This is a genomic window from Neobacillus niacini, assembly GCF_030817695.1.
Classification (GTDB): domain Bacteria; phylum Bacillota; class Bacilli; order Bacillales; family Cytobacillaceae; genus Neobacillus; species Neobacillus niacini_F.
In genome coordinates this window covers 178,605-200,945 of sequence record NZ_JAUSZQ010000007.1, presented here as the reverse complement: position 1 = coordinate 200,945, position 22,341 = coordinate 178,605, and the positions used below count along the sequence as shown (strand labels likewise).

Sequence of the window (22,341 nt, the reverse complement as noted above, 5' to 3'; positions counted from 1 at the left end):
GGTTTACATATATAAGTGTGTGTTGGTAAAAAATAGTTATTTTGTTATTACATGAGGAAGAGGACAAAAAGTATGGAAGCGGATAAGTATTATAGCGTAAGAATGAGAGCTGCTAAGAATGGCTCATATAAACATGGGGGGAAGCATATTTCTGGCGGGGAACTACTTTCAACCTATAGCAATATGAAACAAGCAGTGAATGATTTATTGGAAAAAGGTTTAAATCATTCAAGAGGAAATCCGGATTTTATGCAGATCCAATTTGAACTGATTGACGAGCCAATTAAATTTATGAAACCATTACAGGTTGCGACAAATGAAGTGGAATCAGTAGAAATGGGACAAGCATTGTGTAGAAAGCTTTTAGAGAAGGCTGGCATCGAAAGAAAGATTATTGAAAAAGCCTATAAAAATATGACTGAATATTCGGGAATTAGGGGCGCTATTTTGATTGATATACATTCAGGTGAACGTATTGATGATCGGAAGGATAAAGGCGTACGTGTTTCCAGAATGGACTGGTTGAACACTAATTTTAAAAAATGGGCTGACTACTACAATATACCTAAATACTCCAGAATCAAGGAGGCACTAGTGCTTGCAACAAAGGTGAGTGAGCATCCGTCTACTGTCGCGGAATTATGCTGGTCAGATGATCCTGAATACATAACAGGGTATGTTGCAACGAAAAAGCTGGGCTATCAACGCATTACTAAGTTAAAAGAATACGGAGATGAACGAGGATGTCGGATCTTTTTTGTTGATTGCTTAAGAGATCTGAATTCATACATACACTACTTAGAAAAACAGCCCGTTTTAATTCAAAGGGAGGAAGAGAATGACACAAGAATTAATTGAAAAAAGTAAAAAGTTTCTGTGGTTACCTTTCACACAAATGAAAGACTATGATGAAAATCCTTTCATTATTGAAAGTGGGGAAGGAATCAAAGTCAAAGATATTAATGGTAAGGAATATTATGATGGCTTTTCTTCTGTTTGGCTCAATGTACATGGTCATCGAAAAAAGGAATTAGATGCTGCTATTAAGAAACAACTTGGAAAAATTGCTCATTCAACATTGTTAGGGATGACAAATGTACCAGCAACGGAGCTTGCTGAAAAACTAATTGAAATAAGTCCTGAAAAGTTGACACGTGCCTTTTATTCAGATAGTGGAGCAGAAGCGATGGAAATTGCTCTTAAGATGGCATTTCAATATTGGCAGAACATAGGTAAGCGAGAAAAACAAAAATTTATCTCCATGCAAAATGGCTACCATGGCGATACGATTGGTGCCGTAAGTGTTGGTTCCATTGCACTATATCATCAAGTATACGGCCCATTAATGTTTAATAGTTTTAAGGCACCCATTCCTTATGTATATCGTTCTGAGAGTGGTGATCCTGCCCAGTGTCGGGATGAATGTTTAGCTACACTTGAACAGTTACTGATTGAAAATCACCAAGAAATTGCTGCACTTACAATTGAATCGATTGTCCAAGGAGCTGCAGGCATGATTGTGATGCCAGAAGGATTCTTGGTCGGTGTACGTGAGCTTTGTACAAAATATGGTGTCTTAATGATTGTAGATGAAGTAGCAACGGGTTTTGGCCGTACTGGGAAAATGTTTGCGTGTGAACACGAAAGTGTCCAGCCAGACATCATGGCAATCGGAAAAGGAATTACAGGAGGCTATTTGCCGATTGCTGCTACATTGGCAACAGAGGAAATCTACCTGGCATTCTATGATGACTATGAAAAGTTAAAAACATTGTTCCATGGTCATTCTTATACAGGAAATCAGCTTGGATGTGCAGTTGCACTTGAAAATTTACGTTTGTTTGAATCGGAAAAAATCGTAGAACAGGTAGCCAAAAAGTCAGAGGATCTTCATTTACTCCTTAATGAATTAAAATCACTCCCACACGTAGGAGACATCAGACAACTTGGTTTTATGTGTGGAATAGAGCTTGTTCACTCAAAGGAAACAAAGGAGCTCTTTCCTGCTGAAAAACGAATAGGTTATCAGGTTACCTTAAAAATGCGGGAGCTAGGGATGCTAACGAGACCATTGGGTGATGTCGTTGTGTTTATGCCTCCGTTAGTTAGTACACGAGAAGATCTGAGAGCTATGGTCATGATCATAAAAGAAGCAATTAATGAAGTAACAAATGGAGTGAGAGCTGTTGAAGTTTGATGGATGGCTAAGTTATCGATTAGATAAGACGAAAGAGGCTGGTTTAAATCGAAAGGTACGAACGATGGAAACGGCGCCTCTTCCACTGATGACAATTGATGGTGAGAAACAATTGGTCTTTGCATCGAATAATTATTTAGGGCTGGCGAATGATAAACGATTGGTTAATGCAGCAGAAACGGTCCTACATGAATTTGGAGTAGGAAGCAGTGGTTCTAGGTTAATAACAGGTCATACAAATTGGCATCAAAAACTTGAAGATAAAATCTCACAATTTAAGCGAACCGAGGAAACCCTGCTGTTTTCTAGTGGCTATTTAGCGAATGTAGGTGTACTCTCTTCATTACCCGAAAAAGGGGACGTTATTTTAAGTGATGAATTGAATCATGCGAGTATCATTGATGGCTGTCGACTATCAAAAGCCAACACATTGATTTATAACCATGTGGATATGGATGATCTTGAAGAAAAGTTAAAAGCAACAGAATCTTGTCAGCGTCGTTTTATTGTTACAGATGGTGTATTTAGTATGGATGGAACGATTGCGCCACTTGATAAGATTATGTCACTTGCAAAACGCTATCATGCCTTCGTTATTGTTGATGATGCTCACGCAACAGGTGTGTTAGGAGAGAACGGCAGGGGGACAAGCGAATATTTCGGTGTCTATCCAGATGTGATTATTGGTACCTTAAGTAAAGCCATTGGTACAGAGGGGGGGTTTGTCTGTGGCTCGAAGGTGTTAATTGACTTTTTATTAAATCATGCTCGAACGTTTATCTTTCAAACATCTCTTCCACCAGCCATCTGTGCAGCATCCTATACAGCTTTTGAAATTATTAAACATAGTAAAGACAAACGACAACTGTTACATTCAAATGTAAAAAAGATAAAAACGAGTTTACAAGAAATGGGTTATACCGTGAAGGGGGACGATACACCGATTATACCTGTCATCATTGGAGATACCCATAAGACTGTCATGTTTGCGAAAAGACTACTGGAAAAAGGAATATACGCACCAGCGATTCGCCCACCAACAATACCATTAGGAGAAAGTCGGATTCGGTTAACTGTCACAGCTGACCATAGTTTAAAAGAAATAGATTACTTGTTAAAGTCTTTTAATTTAATTGGAAAAGAGCTGAACATGATCAAATGAACGGTTTTTTTGTAACAGGAACTGATACAGGAGTTGGGAAAACCATTATTTCTTGTGGACTTGCAGCTGTTTTAAAAGCGGAAAGGATGGACTTTGGCGTATTTAAGCCATTGTTAAGTGGGATATCACGCGATCATCCAGAAAGCGATACAAGCCTACTAAAGAAAATGTCACAAACGTCTCTTTCCCATGAAGAGATTACCCCTTTTGAATTTAAGGAACCACTTGCTCCGTATGTGGCCGGAAAGCTGGAAGGGAAGGTCATTGGGATTGAAGATGTGTTGCACCGATGGGAAATGATTAAAGGAAAACACCAATACTTTATTGTAGAAGGAGCTGGCGGTATTTCAGTACCATTGGGTGAAGATTTCTTGGTTAGTGACTTAGTCAAAGCTTTACAGTTACCAATTTTGATCGTTGCTCGAGCTAATCTTGGTACGGTCAATCATATTTTTCTAACTGTTCAATATGCGAAAAGCTTAGGTCTTAGAATTGCTGGAATCGTAATAAACGGCATAAGTGATCATCCTGACATTGCGGAAAAAACAAACCCGAAACTAATTGAAGAGTTATGCGGTGTGCCTATAGTAGGAATAACACCTAAACTTAAAGACTTATCATCAGAAAACATTAAAAAAATGGTAAAGGATCACGTAGACGTGAGATTCCTTAAAAATCAAATGGAGGTAGGAAGATGAATCAATGGATGGAATTAGCTGATCGAGTGTTAGAAGGGCAGGGAGTATCAAATGAGGAGGCCCTTTCAATTTTAGAATGTCCAGATGATGACGTATTGTTGCTAATGCATGCTACTTTTCAAATTAGAAAGCGTTTTTATGGAAAAAAGGTAAAGCTTAATATGATTATGAATGCGAAGTCTGGACTGTGTCCGGAGAACTGTGGCTATTGCTCGCAATCTTCTATTTCGACAGCACCGATTGACTCTTACAGAATGGTAAATAAGGACACTATTTTAGAAGGAGCAAAGCGTGCACATGATTTAAATATCGGAACCTATTGTATTGTTGCTAGTGGCAGAGGACCATCTAATCGGGAAGTTGATCAAGTGGTCGAAGCCGTTAAGGAAATCAAGGACTCATATGGATTAAAAGTTTGTGCCTGTCTTGGTTTGTTAAAGCCGGAACAAGCGCAGCGTCTTAAACAAGCAGGTGTAGATCGCTACAACCATAATATCAATACCTCAGCGAGCAACCATGAAAACATTACAACTTCACATACGTACGATGATCGAGTCAATACGGTGGAAATGGTAAAAGAATCGGGAATGTCTCCATGTTCAGGTGTCATTATCGGGATGAAAGAAACAAAGCAGGATGTGGTCGATATGGCAAACAGCTTAAAAGTGCTTGATGCGGATTCAATCCCAGTCAATTTTTTACATGCTATTGATGGTACTCCACTAGAAGGAGTAAAAGAATTAAACCCAATTTATTGTTTAAAAGTTTTGGCATTATTTCGCTTTATCAATCCAACAAAAGAAATTCGAATTTCAGGAGGACGAGAAGTCAACCTTCGCTCACTCCAACCATTTGGACTATATGCAGCAAATTCCATCTTTGTTGGAGATTACTTAACAACTGCTGGGCAAGCAGAAAGTGAAGATCATAAAATGTTACTTGATTTAGGATTTGAGATAGAGTCAGTAGAAGAAATGAAAGCTAGTCTAGCCGTAAAAAATTAACAGAAAAAAGTTTCAAAAATTTACAAAGATTCGTTTATTCTAATGGACGCATCTTTGTAAAACGAAAGTGAGTGTATTTTAAGGGGGCATGAAATGAAGAATTATGTAGATGGAAATTTAGAAGCTATGGCAACCATTCCATTTTCGCTGACTTCTCCTGAGTTTATCGAAAATCCTTATCCTTTTTACGATAAGCTACGTTCCATTAGTCCTATATACTGGGGGAATTCAGTAAAATATCCAGGATGGTATGTAACCGGATATAAAGAGGCGGTAGCGATTCTTAAAGATACCAGATTTGAAAATCGTATTCCCTTACCACAGACATCAAAAAAATATGAGCATCTTAAAAATTTACAGAACGATATGCTGCTTTTTAAGAATAAAGTTGATCATAAACGGTTACGTACGCTCGTTAGTAAACTTTTTGCCCCAAATGTTGTGGAATCTTATCGTCCTAATATAGAAGAAACTGTTAATGAATTACTGAATGAGGTGCAGAATGAGAAGAGAATGGATCTTGTGTCCGATTTTGCCTTTCCATTTGCAAGCCTTATTATCGCCAAAATTTTAGGAGTACCAGTTGAGGAGCGTCATCAATTTAAAGAATGGACTGTAGACTTAATTCAAACAATCGATTTTACTCGAACGAGAAGGTCGTTAGCAGATGGTAACGATACGATTAGGATATTAATAGATTATTTTAGAGAGTTAATTGAAAAGCGGAAACTCAACCCTCAAAATGATCTCATTAGCTTATTAATGAAAGAGGAACAGCAGGGTGACAAGTTGTCAAATGAAGAATTACTAGCCACCTGTATTTTACTTGTCATAGCTGGACATGAAACAACCGTTAATCTCATTACCAACTCAATCCTTTCTTTATTAACTCACCCTGAGCAATTAGTGGAGCTAAAGGAAAGTCCATTGCTTATTGAAAAGGCAGTCGAGGAGTTTTTACGCTATGAGAGCCCGACACAGATGACAGCTCGCATTGCATCTGAAGATATTGAAATAAATGGAATGACCATTAAAAAAGGTGAACAGGTATATATCCTTTTGGGAGCTGCCAATCGGGATCCGAAAAAATTCAATAATGCTAACGTACTCGATATAACGAGGAATCCTAATCCTCATATTGCATTTGGATATGGTATTCATTTTTGTTTAGGATCTTCATTGGCACGTTTAGAAGCACAAATAGCGATTCAAACACTTTTGCAACGATTGCACAATCTTCAAATGGCTACTCCTGACCTACAATGGCGAAAACTTACTGGTTTTAGAGCGCTCAAAGAACTGCCAATTACTTTTAATTAATTTTAATGAAAAGAAATGCAACAGAAAAAGCTTTGAAAAGGAAAATAGAGTTTCTTTTAAAGGAATTAGTTCAAATTAGGGTCCTGCCGACAAAACGCGGATATTATACTGTAAAACTTTTTTTGAAGATAAAACCCTGATTTTTCTACGCTAAGGTGAAAAATCAGGATTTTATTTATATTCTAAGTGGGCGCAGGGAGTGGACAGATTTTGAAATCTTAGGTTTAAATGAATATCTCACCTATGAAGTTAGTATGTTCCCATTTCAAAGGAGAAAGTAATTCCTCTTCTAAATACTAATAGCATTAATAATGAGGTTTAAGGCGCCTCGTGCCTTCGATTTACTGGGGTTGTCCAGCCTGAGAAAACAGCTTTTGTGGATTAGGGGTAACAGGGCCGGATAATCCGGGCGCAAGCTTTGAGACACCAAGAGAAGGTGTACTAGCCCATTTGCAACATTTATTTGCATATGCGCCTATCTGAGTAAGTATAAATCTCCAGACATTGGTATTAGTGTAAATACAGGATTATGAGGTCTTTAGCTCGACAAGCAGATTAAAAGGATCTTCAAACGACTGAAAGATCCTTTTATACTTATGCTTTATTCTTGTCTCGTAAGGACAGGTCGATTTTCTTTTGAATTTTCTCTTTTCGGAAATCACGCAGGGCTTTGTCTAAAACCATTTCAGAAATAGAGAATCCATGACATTAACTTCAGGTTGTGGTGAATTAAGCAAATTCTTTTCCATAAAAAATCAACTCCTTGACCTTTTTTCTATTATACTAATTATTTTCCGACTATTCAAATAATTAAAAATGGTAATTTTAGATAGCAACAAAATGTAACATACTTTATCTACATAGTTGGTTACGAATGAATTCATGAGTACGGAGGATCAATTTGCACTCCTTCTAAAGAGATATAAGTTATGAAAGAAGACGATTAAAAAAAATGATTTTGATTTCCTTTTATGCATAAGAGGAAAAATAAGTAAAAAGGAAATGTTTGAGAGTATTTAGTAAGGTGAAGCAGCAGGGCTACCCCTGCTTTACTCATTAATGAAAGATTATGTGCTTTTTGTTACGATTGTCATTTTTATTCGTTCGTAAATGTACACTTTTGCGAACGGATATTTTTTGTTCCAAAACTTCCATTTTTAACGTCCATAAAAGTTAAAAAATAATTTACGAACGTTCACAATTTCAGGTTAACTTTAATAACCAGTTAACTCAGTTAACTGACAAAAAAGAGTTGGAAAAAGAGCGTATCTTAATCGATGTGGAACGGAAATATCAAGCAAATTACAAGAAGTACATGAATCCTATAACGAAAAACTTGCTCGCTTGTATGAAAAATTTGAAATGAAAGAAAGCGAAGGCAAACCTAAAAGGCAAAATAACCAAAAAGAGCAGTAAGGGTGGAGAATTTCTTCATCCCTTTTTATTCTCCTTAAAGATGCGTTAGGAGATTTTCTACAAAAGCGTCTACCAGAAGGTTATGCAACAGACACCCCTTTGGATTGGTACACTAAAGGGGTTTTTTAAAAGAATATATGAAGTTGAAAGTGGATTAAGAAATTGTTAATTGACAATAGAGTTTTTCCGTTAAAGGGCCATTTAATGGAGCAAGAATCTCAAATAAAATCGGGTATTTATATTAATTATTTTAAATAAGAAATAAGTAATTAGTTTGCACATATTATGATTATATTCTTTTTCATTTAATATTTGATTTAAGATAAGAAGTTGATATAATTAGCTTGCTAATTAAAATACAACAGGGAGCAATCTATATGATTGAAGATGAAATCCGAGAACTTCTTGATAAAATATCAGCTCAAATGCGTCGAGACTACAACCATTTGTTACACGATGTAAACCTTCATGTTGGACAGGATAATTTGTTATGCAAACTATGGACAAAGGATGGAGTTACACAAGTTGAATTATGTGAACAATTAAAGTGTGAACCACCTACTGTAACAAACATGGTTAAAGCCCTTGAACAAAAAGGATTAGTTTATCGCCAAAAAGATGAAAAAGATAGAAGAGTAACTAGAATTTATTTAACGACTGAAGGTTTAAATTTGAAAGATCCAGTTCACGAAAGATGGAGAAAACAACAAGATAAGTTGTTAGCAGGTATTTTACCAGAGGAGCGTTTGTTATTAAGAAGACTCATGAAACAGATGGAGGAGAATCTTTTTTAAACTCTTCCTTCTTAATCATTTGATTAGCAGGCTAATAAAATTCAGAGTCAAAGTTATACATAATTCAAAAGGAGTGTTAACATGGCAACTGAAAAACAAGTAAGTAAAATGAAAATTGGTGTTGGCATTATTGGAGCAAGCCCATTAAACCCTAATAGTTGGGCAATGAACGCACATATTCCAGCGATTAAGGCATTACCTGAAGATTATGAACTTCGAGCAGTAAGTACGAGCCGTCGTGAATCAGCAGAAGCAGCCGAAAGAGAATTTGGAGTGCCAGCTTTTGATAATTATAAGGATTTAGTAAATCATCCTGATGTGGATTTGGTTGTAGTAACAGTAAAGGTTCCTTACCATCATGAACTAATCTCTGCTGCGCTAGATGCGGGTAAAATGGTGTTTTCTGAATGGCCACTTGGTAATGGTCTAGAAGAAGCAAAAGATCTTGCTAAACGTGCTGAGTTAGCTGGTGTTCGCACTGCGGTAGGTTTGCAAGCACGTTTTCAACCAGCTATTCGTTACGTGCATGATTTAATTGCAGATGGTTATATTGGTGAGGTGCAAGGATCAATCCTAGTTGGATCAGGCATGGCTTGGGGGAATGTTACAAATCGTAACTATGCATATTTATTTGATGCAACTAACGGAGCAACGTTGCTATCTATTCCAACTTTTCATGCCTTAGATGCTCTATCTTACATGCTTGGTGATTTTACAAGTGTTTCAGCTAACCTTGTAGCCAATCAAAAAGAAGTTCTGTTAATGGACGAAAATAAAAGTATTCCTGTTACTTCACCAAATCATGCTTCTATTATAGGTACAGTAGATAGTGGTGCAGCTATCTCTGTATTTTATCGAGGTGGTAGCTCTCGTGGAGAGAATATGCATTGGGAGATTAACGGAAGTAAAGGTGACTTAATTTTAACTGCTTCATTTGGACAAGTTCAGGTAGCAGATTTAAAATTGGAAGGTGGCCGTGGGGAAGATACAATGGTCAGTGAGATGGCTATTCCCTCTTCTTATTATGAACTGGCTAAAAATGTACCAGCTGGTTCAGCAAGTAATACGGGAAGACTATATGCGCAATTTGCAAAGGATATTCGTGAAGGTACTAACCTTACGCCTGATTTTGCCCATGCTCTAGCTCAGCATCAGTTTCTTGATGCAATTGAATCATCTTCACGTACAGGAATGGCACAGAAATTAGACTAAAGCTCTTTAACTAATGAAAAGAACTATATGACATAGCTAATTTCTATAAATAAAAAAGGTAAAGAGTAAGATTAAAAAGACTATCCACTTGGACATAGCTCTCTGGATAGTTTTTTATTTTCAAGTGATTTCTACTTAACACTTCTATTAGAGAGCGATTACATACATTTATTCCAGAATCGGGCGCGATTGCTGAAGAGAATCATAGGTAGATAATGATCGAAATTTTAAAGGTAGTAGAACTATCACTCAATCGAGTATACGAAATCTCTCCTGAAGCTTATACGTCTCAGGAGGGATTTTCATAATAAACCATTTCGGGATATGCAAAAATACCCAATATAGATATATCAATGGGTTAACCGTAGTTAACTAGGATAACTAGATTAACCAGGGAAACAAAAAAACATCATTTTTGTCCTAATTTTATTGCCTTTGCAATCAGAACAAACGATATAAGTATAAAAACGACTATTAGAAGGTCCTTCACCTTTATAAAAATGCCTTCCACACCATTCGCATACCGGATATTTATTGTGATTGCAATTATGACAAAACCAATCCCCGTCATCATTTCGGTCCATGTCAAAATTATCACCGCAACTTGGACAATTTGGTACGATATTCAGTGTTTCACCATCCTTTTTAGGCGTTTCTTTGTCTATTTTCGATTCCAGGGAAGCTTCCAGTATGCTGCCATTACTTCAGGGAAGCACTTCGTACAATACCAGTTATCATACTCTTTTTTTGGTAGTTGCTGCATTTCTGATTCTGGAAACCATTTAGCACAGTAGATACACATTCGCTTTTCGACCGCCACGTTAATCGCCAATCTCCTTTGCTTTCGCATAAATGGTTGAACGTGGGACCCCTGTTTGCTTTGCAATATCATTTACACTCAATCCATTCTTTTCACGTTCAGCAAATAGCTTCAATGCCCTTTTGATTTCCTTTGTATCCTGACCTTTTCTTCCTAAGTGCTTTCCTTGTTCCTTTGCCCTCTCCCTGCCTTCTTTGGTCCGTTCGTTGATTAATTCCCTCTCAAATTCTGCGATTGCGCCCAACATGGTAAACATTAATTTTCCGGCTGCTGTAGAAAAGTCAATTTGTTCCTTGATGAACACAACACCGATGCCTTTTTCTTGCAGATCATGGACGATATTATGTAAATCTCTTGTGGATCTCGCCAGACGGTCAATCTTATAAACCACTAACTTATCACCTGCTCTTAAATACTCCAGTGCTTTCTGGAGTTCTGGCCTTCCCGTATTCTTTCCACTTTTCTTTTCGTAAAAAATCTTAGTGCATCCATACTTTTCTAGTTGTTCAACTTGTAAGGCATGATCCTGATCTAAGGTGCTCACCCTCGCGTATCCAACAAGTTCACCCATTTTTGATAACTCCCGTCTAAAAGATATATAACTTCCTGTACATTAATTATATACTAACTTTTGGACAGGAATGTCACTTTAGGAGTTATTTTGCACCTATTTTAAGTGCTATTTTGCACTATAAGTAAATATAAAAGCCCAATTTCTGAGAAATTGGGCTTTTTATATTTGTGGTCCTGACGCTACCCCATACCCATCAAGCTAACTAGGGAAAATCATGATACACTATTAATAATATTCATAAAGTCAATTAGGAGGAGCTTGAATGGTTATTTATATTACGCCCAGAATAGATAATAAAGGTTTTATTTAAGGTGGTGTATAGATTTTGAAAATAATTTAAACCTACTTTGTTGACAAAGAATGTAAAAGGATTGTATGGTTAATTTCATGAACATCGAAATAAGGATAGAATAGAGGTTTTGAATGTGAATGACGAAATGGCAGTAAAAGTTTATAAAGCAATTGGTGAGCCAACTCGTTTACAACTTGTAAAAAAATTAGCCTCTGAACCACAAATGGCTTGTATGGAAATAACAGATCAACTAGATATTCATTCTAATTCCACGTTAACATATCATTTAAAAATATTGATCGATTGTGGTTTACTGGTTGTAAGAAAAGAGGGTACTTACCGTTACTATAGTCTTCAACGTGATGTATTGGAGAAATACGCACCAACTTTAATTCCAGATTAAAGTTTTTAACTTATATTTCGATATATATAGAAATACTGAATAAGTTTTTTATGGTAGAAAGTTAAATTTTTATTTATGTGCAATATTTCGACGTTTATAGAAATAATATATTTCAGGTTTAGAGGACTTTATTGATTTAGTTGTTCCGATTTTACAAGACAGAGGCATTTTCCGTACAGAATACGAATCAAATACGTTACGAGGGAATTTAGAATTACCTTATCCAGAAAGTAGATACGCAAAATTGTATTAGGAAATGATAGATCTAACAGTTACGCACCGTTTTAATCCCAAATTAAAGCTTTATCATATATTTTGATATCTATTTTATAAACAATAAAGGGGTGTAGATGATGATGGCCGATAAATATCGATTTGAAACTGGGGATTGGGTACAGGGTAGGTCCAGAGATGGGGAACTGATCCACGGGTATGTTGAAAACGTAGACTCTAACGAAGGAATTGTAAAGGTAAATGTGGTAGATAGTGACAATGAAAAAGCAATTGGCAAATCCATTTGGATCGTAAATAGATGGACTAAAAAGCTACCCGATTTAATTATTAGTAATGAAAGTGAACTTTTAACATTAATAGATTTGGCTTTACTATCAAAAGATGAGCAGTGGTTTATGGAATTATCTGCGAAATTAGCATCTATTAAGAAAAAACCAGAAGTGCAAACCAAGGAATCTGGACTTCGAATCAGCAGGAACAGAATTAGTAATTTAGGGGAAAAAAGGTAATAGATTCAGTTAAGCGAACGATTGAATTGTGAACCGCCAACTGTTGCAAATATGTTAAAAGCATCGGAAAACTACGGTTTAATCTACCGACAGCGTAATAAATTAGATGCTAGAGTCAACAGAGTCTATTTAACAGCTAAGGGTTATGTCATAAAAGAGCCAATTGAAAAAGTTTGGAGAAAGCAGCAGTTTAAGTTATTGGATGGAATGTCATCCGAGGAGCTTTTATTTTTTAAAAAACTTTTGAAAAAAAGGCTGAGAATATATCATAAGCTCAGCCTTTTCAAGAAAAACGTTAGCATGCCAATTATTTTCTGAATAATTAAAGGCGTAATCGAATGGTTTACAACTCAATCGGATGTAACTAGATATTGAATATAAAAATGAAGGAGCTTGATCATGATGAAAGTTTTCGTTGTTGGAGCAACCGGACAAATTGGACAATATCTTATCAATCTATTAAAAGATAGTAAGGAACATACAGTAAGAGCGATGGTTAGAAAGGATGAACAAGTAAAGGCCTTTGAAAAGTTAGGAGTAGAAACAAGGCTGGCAGATTTGGAAGGAAGTGTAGAAGAAATAGCAGAAGCTGCAAAGGGCTGTGATGCTGTTGTCTTCACTGCGGGATCTGGCGGACATACGGGTGCCGATAAAACACTCTTAATTGATTTGGACGGAGCGGCTAAAACGATAGAAGCTGCTCAGAAAATTGGTATCAAGCGCTTTATTATGGTAAGTGCGATTCATGCCCATAGGAGAGAAAAGTGGAGCAGCATCAAACATTATATGGTTGCCAAACATCACGCAGACAAAATCCTTGAGCAAAGCGGCTTAACCTATACGATCATTCGACCTGGAGGACTATTGAATGAGCCTGGTACTGGAAAAGTTTCAATTGCGGAAGCTTTAGAATCCGCCTCGATTCCACGTGAGGATGTAGCACAAACGATTATAACTGCTTTAACGATGGAAAATACTTTTAGCCGTTCATTTGATCTAGTGTCGGGTGAACATCTAATTTCAGATGCATTGAATAAGATTTGAATATTCAGGCGGACTAAAAAAAGTCGATTGGCGGATAGGATAAACTGATAGAAAGGATGTTTTAAAGGATGAGATTAAGTATATTGGATCAAGCCCCCATTACGAAAGGGAATACGGCGGAGGGTGCTTTGAAAAAGGCGGAAGAATTGGCTATTTTGGGAGATGAGTTAGGCTATCATCGAATGTGGATGGCAGAGCATCACGCAACCAATACTTTTGCAAGTTCAGCTCCTGAAGTAACGACAGCTCATTTGGCTGCAAAAACGAAAAAAATTCGTATCGGAACCGGGGGAGTGATGTTGATGCATTATTCCCCATTTAAACTAGCTGAGGTGTTTAAAACGCTAAGTGCATTTTCACCTGGCCGCATTGATTTTGGTGTTGGTCGAGCTCCGGGTGGGGATCAGCGTTCCATCTATGCTTTATCTGAGGGACGGCAGCCGCTACTGCATAATATGTATGAAAAATTTGATACAGCATTGCAGTTAATCAATGATGAAGTACCCGAAGATGACTTATATAATCAAACAATCGCTACACCATCCCAAGTCGTTTTGCCAGAAGCTTGGCTGTTGGGGTCGACTGGCAATAGCGCTGTTCAAGCTGGACTTAGAGGCGTAGGCTATTCTTTTGCACAGTTTTTCAATGGTGAAATGTCCAAAGAGATTTTAGATGCATACAAAAAGAACTTTCAACCTTCAGCTTTTATGGAGAAACCGCAAATCAATGTTTCCTATATGGTAACAACAGCCGAAACAAAAGAAGAAGCTGAATTTGAAGCAAAGCCTCAAGATATTTGGCGTTTACTGTTCATGAGAGGCAGGATCGGGGCAGTTTTGACACCTGAAGAAGCCCGTGATTATCCATTGACGGAAATGGATCGCATGATCATTAAAGAAAACCGTAAAATCCATTTAGTTGGAGGTGCAAAAGAAATCGCGACGCTGTTAGTAGAAGAACAGGAGCGTTATGGATTCGATGAAGCGATGATTGTCAGCATTCCCCATTCACAAGAGAAACGTCTGGATGTTTATCGATTATTGGCGCGGGAATTATTTTAAATATTAATGAAGAAAGAAGAAATGTTGGGTGACAATAAAGTTTAATTACAAATAAAGTCGATTCATTTACAATAAAGTTTTCCTTTTCCCATATTTTTTGTTGCACTAACTGGACGGTGTAGTTCAAATCGCTTTCCCCACGCCATATTAGGCGTTATCAGGAATAGCTGGTGGAAAGAAGCCCCTATGTACAAAAGAAGGGCTCGTACTCTCCGGCAACCTTGGCCAGAAAAACAACGATTATGAAAAGCCTCCTACAATTCATGTATGAAGTGGAGTATATTCATGAACCATTGTATAAAGGATTATTCACGGCAACCGTCAGAAAGGATGATCGGCCTAATCGTGATCTCGGACCACAAGAAGTCATCCAGCTGCTCGATCATTTCCGTAAAATCCATCATCCTGTTGTCTTTGCTATGATTCATATTCTGACCACAACGGGTTTGAGAAATGAAGAACTTTGTCAGCTAAAGGTAAGGGATCTCCAATATGATTCCATCAATGGGGGCTATTATCTGGACGTATTGGGAAAAGGAAACAAAAGGAGACAAGTCTATTTGCTTGTTGTTTAAGCGATGGCAACTTCATTACTTTATTGAGCTAGTAAACAATTATGTTAGGCTCTAGTTTTGGTGCAGTAGAATTTGCAATGAAAAAAGGACTTGGTTATGTTTTTGCGGCGCATTTATCGCCAGAACTAGCCATTCCGGTTCTTCGTTCATATCGTGAAAAGTTCGAGCCGTCTAAATACTTGAAAGAACCAAAAAGTATATTATCGATTCCCGTCATTACAGCAGAAACAGAGGAGGAAGCAAAATATTTAGCAGGCCCAATGGAATTACTGTGGGCAAGAATGGGTACAGGCTCTAGCAATCTTGCTATCGTATCGCCAGAAGCAGCAGCAAATCACAAATATACCAATGCAGAAAGAGCTGCTTATAACAAAAATAAAAAACGATATATCATTGGTGACATAAAGACAGTTGCACAAAAACTAAGAGAATTAGCAAAAGAGGCAGTAGTGGATGAAATTATGCTTGTTGACTTTTTTGGAGAACAAGAAGGTCGCTTAAAAGCTTATACTTTACTTTCAGAAGAATTCTTAATTAATCATAAATAATCGTACTAAAGTAATCAATTATAGAAAGAAGGTTAATCAATGGCTAAAAGAAAAAAGTTAAAATTAGGTGCTGTTATTGAAGGTGTTGGCTGGAACTATATGAGTTGGAGACATCCAGATATGCCCGCCGATGCGAGTGAAAATATTGAATTCTATGTAAAACAAGCAAAAATAGCAGAAGCAGCAAAATTTGAGACGCTGTTTTTAATTGATGTCAGCCATGTGGGGCCAGGGAATATTCCACATTACTTGAGTATGTTTGAAGGGGTCAGTATTATGTCAGCCCTTAGTATGGTTACTAAAAATATAGGATTATCCGCAACAATTGCCAGTTCATATGCGGATCCATATTCAGCAGCTAGGCAAATCTTGTCACTGGATAAAATCAGCAAAGGGCGTGCTTCTGTAAATATAATTACATCAAATGCTGGGGGTATGGTTAATTTTAGCCGCGGACATTTGTCAGAAAGTGATTCATATCCAATGCAAAAAGAATTTATGGAAATTGTATTAGGATTATGGGATACATATGAAGACGATACATTCATACGTGATAAAGCGCGCGGAATCTACTTCGATCCAAGAAAAATGCACACTATAAATTATAGAGGCAAGTACTTTTCAGTAGATGGTCCGTTAAATATTAGTCGTTCTGTTCAAGGCAGACCAGTGCTTTATACGGCAGGTACATCTTCCAGTATGATAGAAAATGCGGCAAGGTATACAGACGCAGCCCTAATTCTTGGTGAATCTTTAGAGCAAGCCAAAGCGATGACGACCGAGCTGAAAAAACGAGTAGCCTCAAAAGGACGTTCACCAGAAGACTTCATCGTTGCTATGACTCAAACTCCACTCGTCGGAAGAACTGAAAAAGAGGCAGAGGAAAAATTTCGAGAAATGGAAAGATTAATTCCCCTTTATAGAATACAAAAGCCTGTGTTTTTCGGTTCAGCCGAGAAAGTAGCTGACCAAATTCAGGAGTGGTATGAAGCTGGTGCCATGGATATGATCATGGTACGACAAGAATATCCAACCGGACTAAAAGACTTTGTAGATTTAGTCGTTCCAATCTTGCAAGATAGAGGTATTTTCCGTACAGAATATGAATCAAATACGTTACGAGGAAATTTAGAATTGCCTATCCCAGAACATCGATATGTAAAAGTATAACAGGGAGTTAATTATAAAAGTGATCAGTAAAAACAGTTCGGACCTTCTATCTAACTTAATCTTATGAAAAAACGCATACTCTCGTAAGTAGATTACGAGAGTATAGCATACTAGAAATGAATTGTGGCATTTCACATTTAAGTGATTAGATTTTGTTGGGGTAGAGAAAAGACTGTGAAGATTTCCACTTAAACTACCATGGGACGTTAATTGGAGATAATAAGCTTATTTGCATCTGTGTTTCTATTTGTGTTATTCCATTAAAGAGCGCGTTTTCAGAGGATGAATTTGCGCTCTTTTTGCTTTTAAGGGCCATTTTCTTTAATAATACTCAATAAAGAATTAGATATTTATGTTAGAATTTTGGGAGGTTGTGAAGAAATATACTTAAATTTAATGAATGTGATTGCACAATAAAAGGAGTCGCTTCTTGTGTTAAAGAACAGTGTACTTCAATAAAAAAAGAAAAGGTGAAATTACTGAAAAAGGGCTTAAATTGTAGGTATTGCTGCTAGGTTAAAGCTTATTTTTGTATCAAAGTCTGGCTGAGAATGAGTAAGAATGAAATGGTGTTATTTGCATATTGTTGGCAAATCATGCAAATGCATTGTATACTTATTTTCATAAATATCGAAATAATAGAATTGAGGTTTTGAACGTGTATGATGAAATTGCAGTAAAAGTTTATAAAGCACTTGGTGAGCCAACTCGATTACAAATTGTAAATAAATTAGCTAATTCACCAGAGATGGCTTGTAACGAAATAGTAGATGAACTAGATATAAACTCTAATTCCACGTTAACTCATCATTTAAAATTATTGATTGATTGTGGTTTACTGGTTGTAAAAAAAGAGGGTACTTATCGCTACTATAGTCTTCAACGTGATGTGTTAGAAAAATACGCACCAACTTTAATTCCAGATTAAAGTTTTTAACCACTATTTCTATATTTATAGAAATATAGAATCATTTAAATTGAAAGGAAAAAAATATTAGTGACATTGTTATTATTTCTGGAAGTCCTTTTAAAAATTCTAAAGCTGAGAGGGTTCTTAACTATTTGGGGACATTGATTGAGCAAAAGGGATTCTCAATAACACATATTTCGGTTTATTAAACTAAAAAGAGTTGCACGCTTTTTGCATAGAAAACAATATTGTCCTTCAAGTCTGGAGCCTATTAATGCTAGGGAACTTGGATCATCCTTTATTAGTAAAACTTGGTGAAAAATATAAAAAAACACCTGCCCAAATTACTCTTCGGTGGGATTTGCAACATGGAATATCCGCAATACCTAAATCTATCACCCCTTCACGTATAGAAGAGAATGCGAATATCTTTGATTTTGAGCTTTCAGAAGAAGATATGCAACAAATCGATGCATTAAATAATGGACAGCGATTTGGCCCGAATCCGGAGACATTTGTACCTTAATTTCTATTTATATTTGAAGGAATGTGAACCTCAGCTTTTTTAAAAGAATGTTTAGCATACTAATGACTTTCGACAAAGCATTTGACCTTGTGTCTGGTGAAACGTTCATCTCAGATGAGTGAATAGGGTTTAAGTACTTTAGATACATAGGTACAGAATGATGATTGAATAAGAAGATTGGAAGGTGTAAAAAATGAGATTAAGTATTTTAGACCAAGCCCCTGTTATGAAGGGAAACAAAGCAGTGGATGCTTTAAAAAAGGCGGAAGAATTGGCTATTTTAGGTGATCAATTAGGCTATCATCGAATGTGGATGGCAGAACATCATGCCACAAAAGACTTTGTGAGTTCAGCTCCTGAAGTAGTGGCGGCCCATTTGGCTGCGAAAACGAGCAATATTCGAATCGGCACCGGGGGCGTGATGATGATGCATTATTCCCCATTAAAATTAGCCGAAGTGTTTAAAACCTTAAGTGCATTTTCACCTGGCAGGATTGACTTTGGCGTCGGTCGAGCTCCGGGCGGGGATCAGCGTTCCATCTACGCCTTATCCGAAGGACGTCAGCCGATGCTGCACAATATGTATGAAAAACTTGATACGGCATTGCAGCTGATTAACGATGAAATACCCAAAGATTCATTATATAATCAAACATTCGCTGCGCCAACTCAAGTCAAATTGCCGCAAGCTTGGCTGTTGGGCTCGACTGGTAATAGTGCGCTTCAGGCAGCGATTAGGGGGATTGGTTATTCATTTGCACAATTTTTCAATGGGGAAATGAATAACCAAATTTTAGATGCCTACAGAAAGAACTTTCAACCTTCTGCTTTTATGGAGAAACCAGAAATCAATGTTTCCTACATGGTGACAACAGCTGAAACAAAAGAAGAAGCTGAATTCGAAGCAAAGCCTCAAGATATTTGGCGTTTACTGTTTATGAGGGGAAGAATCGCACCACTTTTGACACCGGAAGAAGCACGTGATTATCCATTGACGGAAATGGATCGCATGACCATTCAAGAAAACCGTAAAATCCATTTAGTGGGAGATGCGAAAGAAATTGCGAATCGGTTACAAAAAGAACAAGAACAATATGGATTTGATGAAGCAATGATTGTCAGTATTCCCCATTCACAGGAAAAACGCCTAGATGTCTATCGTTTATTAGCAAGGGAATTGTTGTAGTTTAAGTGAAGGATTAATGAAAGCAAATTTTCTTGTTACAAAATATCAATGTGACTAATGTGCAGCAGGAGAACGAATAAATGAATAAATTTCAATCACATAAAGGGTTTGCGCGAACATTTGTGGACCGCCAATTAACTCTGGGACTCACATTTCCTTTAGAGTCGTATACGGGAAGTTTCCCTACCTTTAATTTAGAAGAGCAGATGTCACTTGCAAACAAGGCAGAAAACCTAGGTTTCGCTTCCTTGTTTGTAAGAGATGCGCCACTTTATGATGCGAACTTTGGCGATGTAGGTGCTTTTTATGCCCCTTGGATATTTCTGGCATATGTTGCGGCACATACAAATCAAATCGCACTTGGTACTGCAAGTATTGTTACGACTTTACGTCATCCGCTTCACGTAGCGAAGTCAGCAGCATCCATAAATATCAAAACAGCGCTTCTTATTGGGGGCTGCGACTGGTGACCGGCCCATTGAATTTCCGGCATTTAAAGTGGATCCTACCGAAAGTGCAGCATTATTTAGAGAGTCTATAGAGGTCATGAAAAAGGTTTGGAAAGAGTCATTTTCGAAAGTGATGACTAATAGAGTGGAATTGGAGCAAGGAGACATTATTCCCAAGCCCACTTTATCCGACATTCCCATTCTGGGAACAGGGTATTCCGGGCAAACGATTGAGTGGTTAGCCGAGCATACAGATGGTTGGTTATTTTATTCGCAAGGCGTTAATGATCAGCGCGAACTTGTGAATAAGTGGCGAGAATCGACCGGTGAATTCAAACCATTTGCACAAGCTTTAGCGATTGACTTATCAGCGAATCCAAACGAAGCACCTAAACCGATACAAGGAGGTTTTAGAGCGGGTTATCGATTTTTAATCGATTACTTGCGTGCCTATCAGGATGCGGGCGTGAATCATGTAATATTTGGTTTGAAACACGGGACACGTCCTGCAGAAGAAGTGATTGAGGAATTAGGAGAATATGTGCTTCCTCATTTTCCGGCACATAAATTGTAAAAGGAGTGAAATATAGATGATTAAAGGCTTAGATCGAATTAATGAATTGGCGAAAAAAGAGCGTGAAACTGGATTAACAAATGCTGAAATGGTTGAACAGATTGTATTGCAACAAGATTATTTGCGTGAAATTCGCGACTAGGTGAAGAAAATGTCAGCATTCTTGAAACAACACCAGTTCAATTTCATTGTGAATGTTCAAGAGAAAGAATCTCTAACGCTATTGTAAGTCTCGGAAGAGGAGAAATTCAAGATATGATAGATACAGATGGACAGGCTGAAGCACAATGCCATTTTTGTAATGAAAAGTATCAATTTTCACGAGAAGATTTAGAAGAAATTAAAAAAATAGCTATTTAATATTCTTATCCCTTTGATATAAAGTTTTTTTTCGAAGATTGTAAGCAGTGTACTTAAGGTAAAGGGTAGCGGTTGTTCAATAAGAGCAATCGCTTTTGTTGTATTGGAATCTTAAATTTCAGCTGTTTAGCCACTTGAAAAATTCTGCTTCCCCACCAGCTTCTTTAATTAGTTTGACTGTTTCATTTCCTGATTCCTCATTAAGATCTGAAACCATTACTTTAGCACCTTCTCTTGCAAATGCCAATGCACTTGCTCGTCCAATTCCAGAACCTGAACCTGTTACTAGACCCGCCTTACCTTCGTTAATTTAGCCATATAAAATTATCCCCTCTTATATTAATACGTTTACATTATTATTGTAGTCTCCGTACATGCAATTTTCAATACATATGATTCGAGAATATATATGATTCGAGAATATATATTGGAGATGTTTCTCGAACAGTACGATTAGTCGTTTATTAAACTAACGGGTGCGCGCGACAAGTTCTGTTATAAACGCTTTCTAGCGTGAAAATACAGGAAGTTTACTAGAAAAGCTTCAACTTTACAACGGAGGATTGGAATGACGGAACCAAGTTTCCTGAAACAATCCCATCAAGACTCCTGCGTGCGTCATGAATGACAGTTCATGGGGTTCGAAGCACAGGTAGAGTCGGCAGAAGGAAGACTAAAGCCATTCCAATGGAAAAGGTATGTTAACTGATATGCCGGATGGCTGAAAAACTAGATATGGTGAGAATGTTCCACTCAAAAGGAACTGACAAACTTCTGAATTTAAGGGTCTAAAGTTAGAACATAGTGTAATGCTATGTCCCACCATACGTTGGGGCGAGTGGTGTTGAGTAAAACTGCACCCTCTGAAAAACGCTATACCGAACAATGGCGGTATCAAGCTCGCAGGCTTAAAGGAAGCACCTACGTCTAGAATGGATAGCTACGTTGTAAGGTACTTGGGAAGTAAGAAACGTTGAAACAAGGACTGTCATCCGAAACGTTTGCTATAAGGCAAAAGCTGAAATGCATTTATTCTTGCGAAGGTAGGGGTACGACTGACGAAACTCCTGTAACGGGATTGGAGGAACAGCCCCAAGTCTAGCGAATTAGAACGATTATTTTCTTCACGTGAATGACACCGATCGGGTAAGAATGTGGGGACATCACTCATAAGGAGGGATGCCACAGTGTCAACTTTGAGATATTGGGATTACTACAATATGATAGGCTTTTGTGTGGAACGTGGGAACCTACGACATGGATGTTAAGGGAGAGATTTCAAGTGGAAGCCCCATGAGAATCA

Annotated in this window: 22 protein-coding genes and 5 pseudogenes; 23 read left to right on the top strand and 4 right to left on the bottom strand. The window is 37.4% G+C overall.

Translation table 11 applies throughout. The features are described 5' to 3' along the window. The first annotated feature begins 72 nt into the window (after positions 1–72). From bioW to QFZ28_RS28870, 6 genes are all read left to right on the top strand, one after another. On the top strand, positions 73–858 hold the full coding sequence (gene bioW, locus QFZ28_RS28895) for a 6-carboxyhexanoate--CoA ligase (RefSeq protein WP_307198029.1): 786 nt from the start codon (positions 73–75) through the stop codon (positions 856–858). Further along, positions 839–2,197, top strand: coding sequence for an adenosylmethionine--8-amino-7-oxononanoate transaminase (bioA, locus tag QFZ28_RS28890; protein ID WP_307198028.1), 1,359 nt, complete (start codon positions 839–841; stop codon positions 2,195–2,197). Before bioW ends, bioA begins: the two co-directional genes overlap by 20 nt. Then, positions 2,187–3,359, top strand: a complete 1,173-nt coding sequence (bioF, locus tag QFZ28_RS28885; protein WP_307198027.1) for an 8-amino-7-oxononanoate synthase — start codon at positions 2,187–2,189, stop codon at positions 3,357–3,359. The genes bioA and bioF overlap by 11 nt, the downstream gene beginning before the upstream one ends. Then, entirely contained in the window at positions 3,356–4,057 is a 702-nt protein-coding gene (gene bioD, locus QFZ28_RS28880; RefSeq protein ID WP_307198026.1) for a dethiobiotin synthase, read from the top strand. The genes bioF and bioD overlap by 4 nt, the downstream gene beginning before the upstream one ends. Next, positions 4,054–5,061 carry a biotin synthase BioB gene (gene bioB / locus QFZ28_RS28875; RefSeq protein WP_307198025.1) on the top strand — a complete coding sequence of 336 codons (1,008 nt, stop codon included), beginning with the start codon at positions 4,054–4,056 and terminating at the stop codon, positions 5,059–5,061. The genes bioD and bioB overlap by 4 nt, the downstream gene beginning before the upstream one ends. A 126-nt stretch (positions 5,062–5,187) precedes the next feature. Further along, entirely contained in the window at positions 5,188–6,381 is a 1,194-nt protein-coding gene (locus QFZ28_RS28870) for a cytochrome P450 (RefSeq protein ID WP_307198173.1), read from the top strand. Between the two features lie 594 nt (positions 6,382–6,975). Here the strand turns inward: QFZ28_RS28870 and QFZ28_RS28865 are convergent. Then, entirely contained in the window at positions 6,976–7,065 is a 90-nt protein-coding gene (locus tag QFZ28_RS28865) for an IDEAL domain-containing protein (protein ID WP_307198024.1), read from the bottom strand. A gap of 1,109 nt (positions 7,066–8,174) precedes the next feature. On the opposite strand from QFZ28_RS28865, the gene QFZ28_RS28860 reads away from it, so the two are divergent. After that, positions 8,175–8,591 (top strand): MarR family winged helix-turn-helix transcriptional regulator, encoded by a 417-nt coding sequence (locus QFZ28_RS28860; protein WP_307198023.1) that lies wholly within the window; start codon positions 8,175–8,177, stop codon positions 8,589–8,591. 81 nt (positions 8,592–8,672) lie between these two features. Beyond that, entirely contained in the window at positions 8,673–9,803 is a 1,131-nt protein-coding gene (locus QFZ28_RS28855) for a Gfo/Idh/MocA family protein (protein ID WP_307198022.1), read from the top strand. Positions 9,804–10,464: 661 nt separating this feature from the next. Here QFZ28_RS28855 and QFZ28_RS28850 read toward each other — a convergent pair. Next, complete coding sequence (locus QFZ28_RS28850; protein WP_307198021.1) at positions 10,465–10,635, bottom strand: hypothetical protein; 171 nt, start codon at positions 10,633–10,635, stop codon at positions 10,465–10,467. Beyond that, positions 10,625–11,194, bottom strand: coding sequence for a recombinase family protein (locus QFZ28_RS28845; RefSeq protein WP_307198020.1), 570 nt, complete (start codon positions 11,192–11,194; stop codon positions 10,625–10,627). The genes QFZ28_RS28850 and QFZ28_RS28845 overlap by 11 nt, the downstream gene beginning before the upstream one ends. Before the next feature lie 428 nt (positions 11,195–11,622). Here QFZ28_RS28845 and QFZ28_RS28840 point away from each other — a divergent pair, with 428 nt between their 5' ends. From QFZ28_RS28840 to QFZ28_RS28770, 15 genes and pseudogenes are all read left to right on the top strand, one after another. Beyond that, a complete protein-coding gene (locus QFZ28_RS28840) occupies positions 11,623–11,892 on the top strand; it encodes an ArsR/SmtB family transcription factor (protein ID WP_307198172.1) in 270 nt (89 codons plus the stop codon). Positions 11,893–12,004: 112 nt separating this feature from the next. Then, positions 12,005–12,145, top strand: a pseudogene (locus QFZ28_RS28835) (LLM class flavin-dependent oxidoreductase); the annotation flags it as partial. Positions 12,146–12,245: 100 nt separating this feature from the next. Further along, on the top strand, positions 12,246–12,635 hold the full coding sequence (locus QFZ28_RS28830) for an IDEAL domain-containing protein (protein WP_307198019.1): 390 nt from the start codon (positions 12,246–12,248) through the stop codon (positions 12,633–12,635). A 3-nt stretch (positions 12,636–12,638) separates the two neighbouring features. Next, positions 12,639–12,953 carry a MarR family winged helix-turn-helix transcriptional regulator gene (locus QFZ28_RS28825; RefSeq protein ID WP_307198171.1) on the top strand — a complete coding sequence of 105 codons (315 nt, stop codon included), beginning with the start codon at positions 12,639–12,641 and terminating at the stop codon, positions 12,951–12,953. Between the two features lie 84 nt (positions 12,954–13,037). Next, positions 13,038–13,679, top strand: a complete 642-nt coding sequence (locus tag QFZ28_RS28820; protein WP_307198170.1) for an SDR family oxidoreductase — start codon at positions 13,038–13,040, stop codon at positions 13,677–13,679. A gap of 68 nt (positions 13,680–13,747) precedes the next feature. Further along, positions 13,748–14,740 (top strand): LLM class flavin-dependent oxidoreductase, encoded by a 993-nt coding sequence (locus QFZ28_RS28815; protein ID WP_307198018.1) that lies wholly within the window; start codon positions 13,748–13,750, stop codon positions 14,738–14,740. A 242-nt stretch (positions 14,741–14,982) separates the two neighbouring features. Then, on the top strand, positions 14,983–15,315 hold the full coding sequence (locus tag QFZ28_RS28810) for a hypothetical protein (RefSeq protein WP_307198017.1): 333 nt from the start codon (positions 14,983–14,985) through the stop codon (positions 15,313–15,315). A gap of 41 nt (positions 15,316–15,356) precedes the next feature. Beyond that, positions 15,357–15,863, top strand: a complete 507-nt coding sequence (locus QFZ28_RS28805; RefSeq protein ID WP_307198016.1) for an LLM class flavin-dependent oxidoreductase — start codon at positions 15,357–15,359, stop codon at positions 15,861–15,863. Positions 15,864–15,902: 39 nt separating this feature from the next. After that, positions 15,903–17,033 (top strand): NtaA/DmoA family FMN-dependent monooxygenase, encoded by a 1,131-nt coding sequence (locus tag QFZ28_RS28800; protein WP_307198015.1) that lies wholly within the window; start codon positions 15,903–15,905, stop codon positions 17,031–17,033. Positions 17,034–17,619: 586 nt separating this feature from the next. Further along, positions 17,620–17,961, top strand: coding sequence for an ArsR/SmtB family transcription factor (locus QFZ28_RS28795; RefSeq protein ID WP_307198014.1), 342 nt, complete (start codon positions 17,620–17,622; stop codon positions 17,959–17,961). Between the two features lie 196 nt (positions 17,962–18,157). After that, a pseudogene (locus QFZ28_RS28790) lies at positions 18,158–18,469 on the top strand (aldo/keto reductase); the annotation flags it as partial. A 193-nt stretch (positions 18,470–18,662) separates the two neighbouring features. Further along, positions 18,663–19,655, top strand: a complete 993-nt coding sequence (locus QFZ28_RS28785) for an LLM class flavin-dependent oxidoreductase (protein WP_307198013.1) — start codon at positions 18,663–18,665, stop codon at positions 19,653–19,655. A gap of 80 nt (positions 19,656–19,735) precedes the next feature. Further along, positions 19,736–20,678, top strand: a pseudogene (locus tag QFZ28_RS28780) (LLM class oxidoreductase). 16 nt (positions 20,679–20,694) lie between these two features. Beyond that, complete coding sequence (locus QFZ28_RS28775) at positions 20,695–20,820, top strand: DUF896 domain-containing protein (protein ID WP_307198012.1); 126 nt, start codon at positions 20,695–20,697, stop codon at positions 20,818–20,820. After that, positions 20,817–21,038 (top strand): annotated as a pseudogene (locus QFZ28_RS28770) (Hsp33 family molecular chaperone HslO); the annotation flags it as partial. The gene QFZ28_RS28775 and the pseudogene QFZ28_RS28770, both read left to right, overlap by 4 nt. Positions 21,039–21,177: 139 nt before the next feature. On the opposite strand, the pseudogene QFZ28_RS28765 reads toward QFZ28_RS28770, so the two are convergent. Next, positions 21,178–21,348 (bottom strand): annotated as a pseudogene (locus tag QFZ28_RS28765) (SDR family NAD(P)-dependent oxidoreductase); the annotation flags it as partial. Positions 21,349–22,341 lie beyond the last annotated feature (993 nt).

What these genes read in the sequence shown, in the direction of transcription:
- QFZ28_RS28775 (WP_307198012.1), top strand. Translation starts at nt 20,695, where the DNA reads ATGATTAAAGGCTTAGATCGAATTAATGAATTGGCGAAAAAAGAGCGT.
- QFZ28_RS28845 (WP_307198020.1), bottom strand. Translation starts at nt 11,194, where the DNA reads ATGGGTGAACTTGTTGGATACGCGAGGGTGAGCACCTTAGATCAGGAT.
- QFZ28_RS28805 (WP_307198016.1), top strand. Translation starts at nt 15,357, where the DNA reads ATGTTAGGCTCTAGTTTTGGTGCAGTAGAATTTGCAATGAAAAAAGGA.
- QFZ28_RS28785 (WP_307198013.1), top strand. Translation starts at nt 18,663, where the DNA reads ATGAGATTAAGTATTTTAGACCAAGCCCCTGTTATGAAGGGAAACAAA.
- bioD (WP_307198026.1), top strand. Translation starts at nt 3,356, where the DNA reads ATGAACGGTTTTTTTGTAACAGGAACTGATACAGGAGTTGGGAAAACC.
- bioW (WP_307198029.1), top strand. Translation starts at nt 73, where the DNA reads ATGGAAGCGGATAAGTATTATAGCGTAAGAATGAGAGCTGCTAAGAAT.
- QFZ28_RS28860 (WP_307198023.1), top strand. Translation starts at nt 8,175, where the DNA reads ATGATTGAAGATGAAATCCGAGAACTTCTTGATAAAATATCAGCTCAA.
- QFZ28_RS28830 (WP_307198019.1), top strand. Translation starts at nt 12,246, where the DNA reads ATGATGGCCGATAAATATCGATTTGAAACTGGGGATTGGGTACAGGGT.
- bioB (WP_307198025.1), top strand. Translation starts at nt 4,054, where the DNA reads ATGAATCAATGGATGGAATTAGCTGATCGAGTGTTAGAAGGGCAGGGA.
- QFZ28_RS28870 (WP_307198173.1), top strand. Translation starts at nt 5,188, where the DNA reads ATGGCAACCATTCCATTTTCGCTGACTTCTCCTGAGTTTATCGAAAAT.
- QFZ28_RS28855 (WP_307198022.1), top strand. Translation starts at nt 8,673, where the DNA reads ATGGCAACTGAAAAACAAGTAAGTAAAATGAAAATTGGTGTTGGCATT.
- QFZ28_RS28810 (WP_307198017.1), top strand. Translation starts at nt 14,983, where the DNA reads ATGAAAAGCCTCCTACAATTCATGTATGAAGTGGAGTATATTCATGAA.
- QFZ28_RS28815 (WP_307198018.1), top strand. Translation starts at nt 13,748, where the DNA reads ATGAGATTAAGTATATTGGATCAAGCCCCCATTACGAAAGGGAATACG.
- QFZ28_RS28800 (WP_307198015.1), top strand. Translation starts at nt 15,903, where the DNA reads ATGGCTAAAAGAAAAAAGTTAAAATTAGGTGCTGTTATTGAAGGTGTT.
- bioA (WP_307198028.1), top strand. Translation starts at nt 839, where the DNA reads ATGACACAAGAATTAATTGAAAAAAGTAAAAAGTTTCTGTGGTTACCT.
- QFZ28_RS28820 (WP_307198170.1), top strand. Translation starts at nt 13,038, where the DNA reads ATGAAAGTTTTCGTTGTTGGAGCAACCGGACAAATTGGACAATATCTT.
- QFZ28_RS28865 (WP_307198024.1), bottom strand. Translation starts at nt 7,065, where the DNA reads ATGGTTTTAGACAAAGCCCTGCGTGATTTCCGAAAAGAGAAAATTCAA.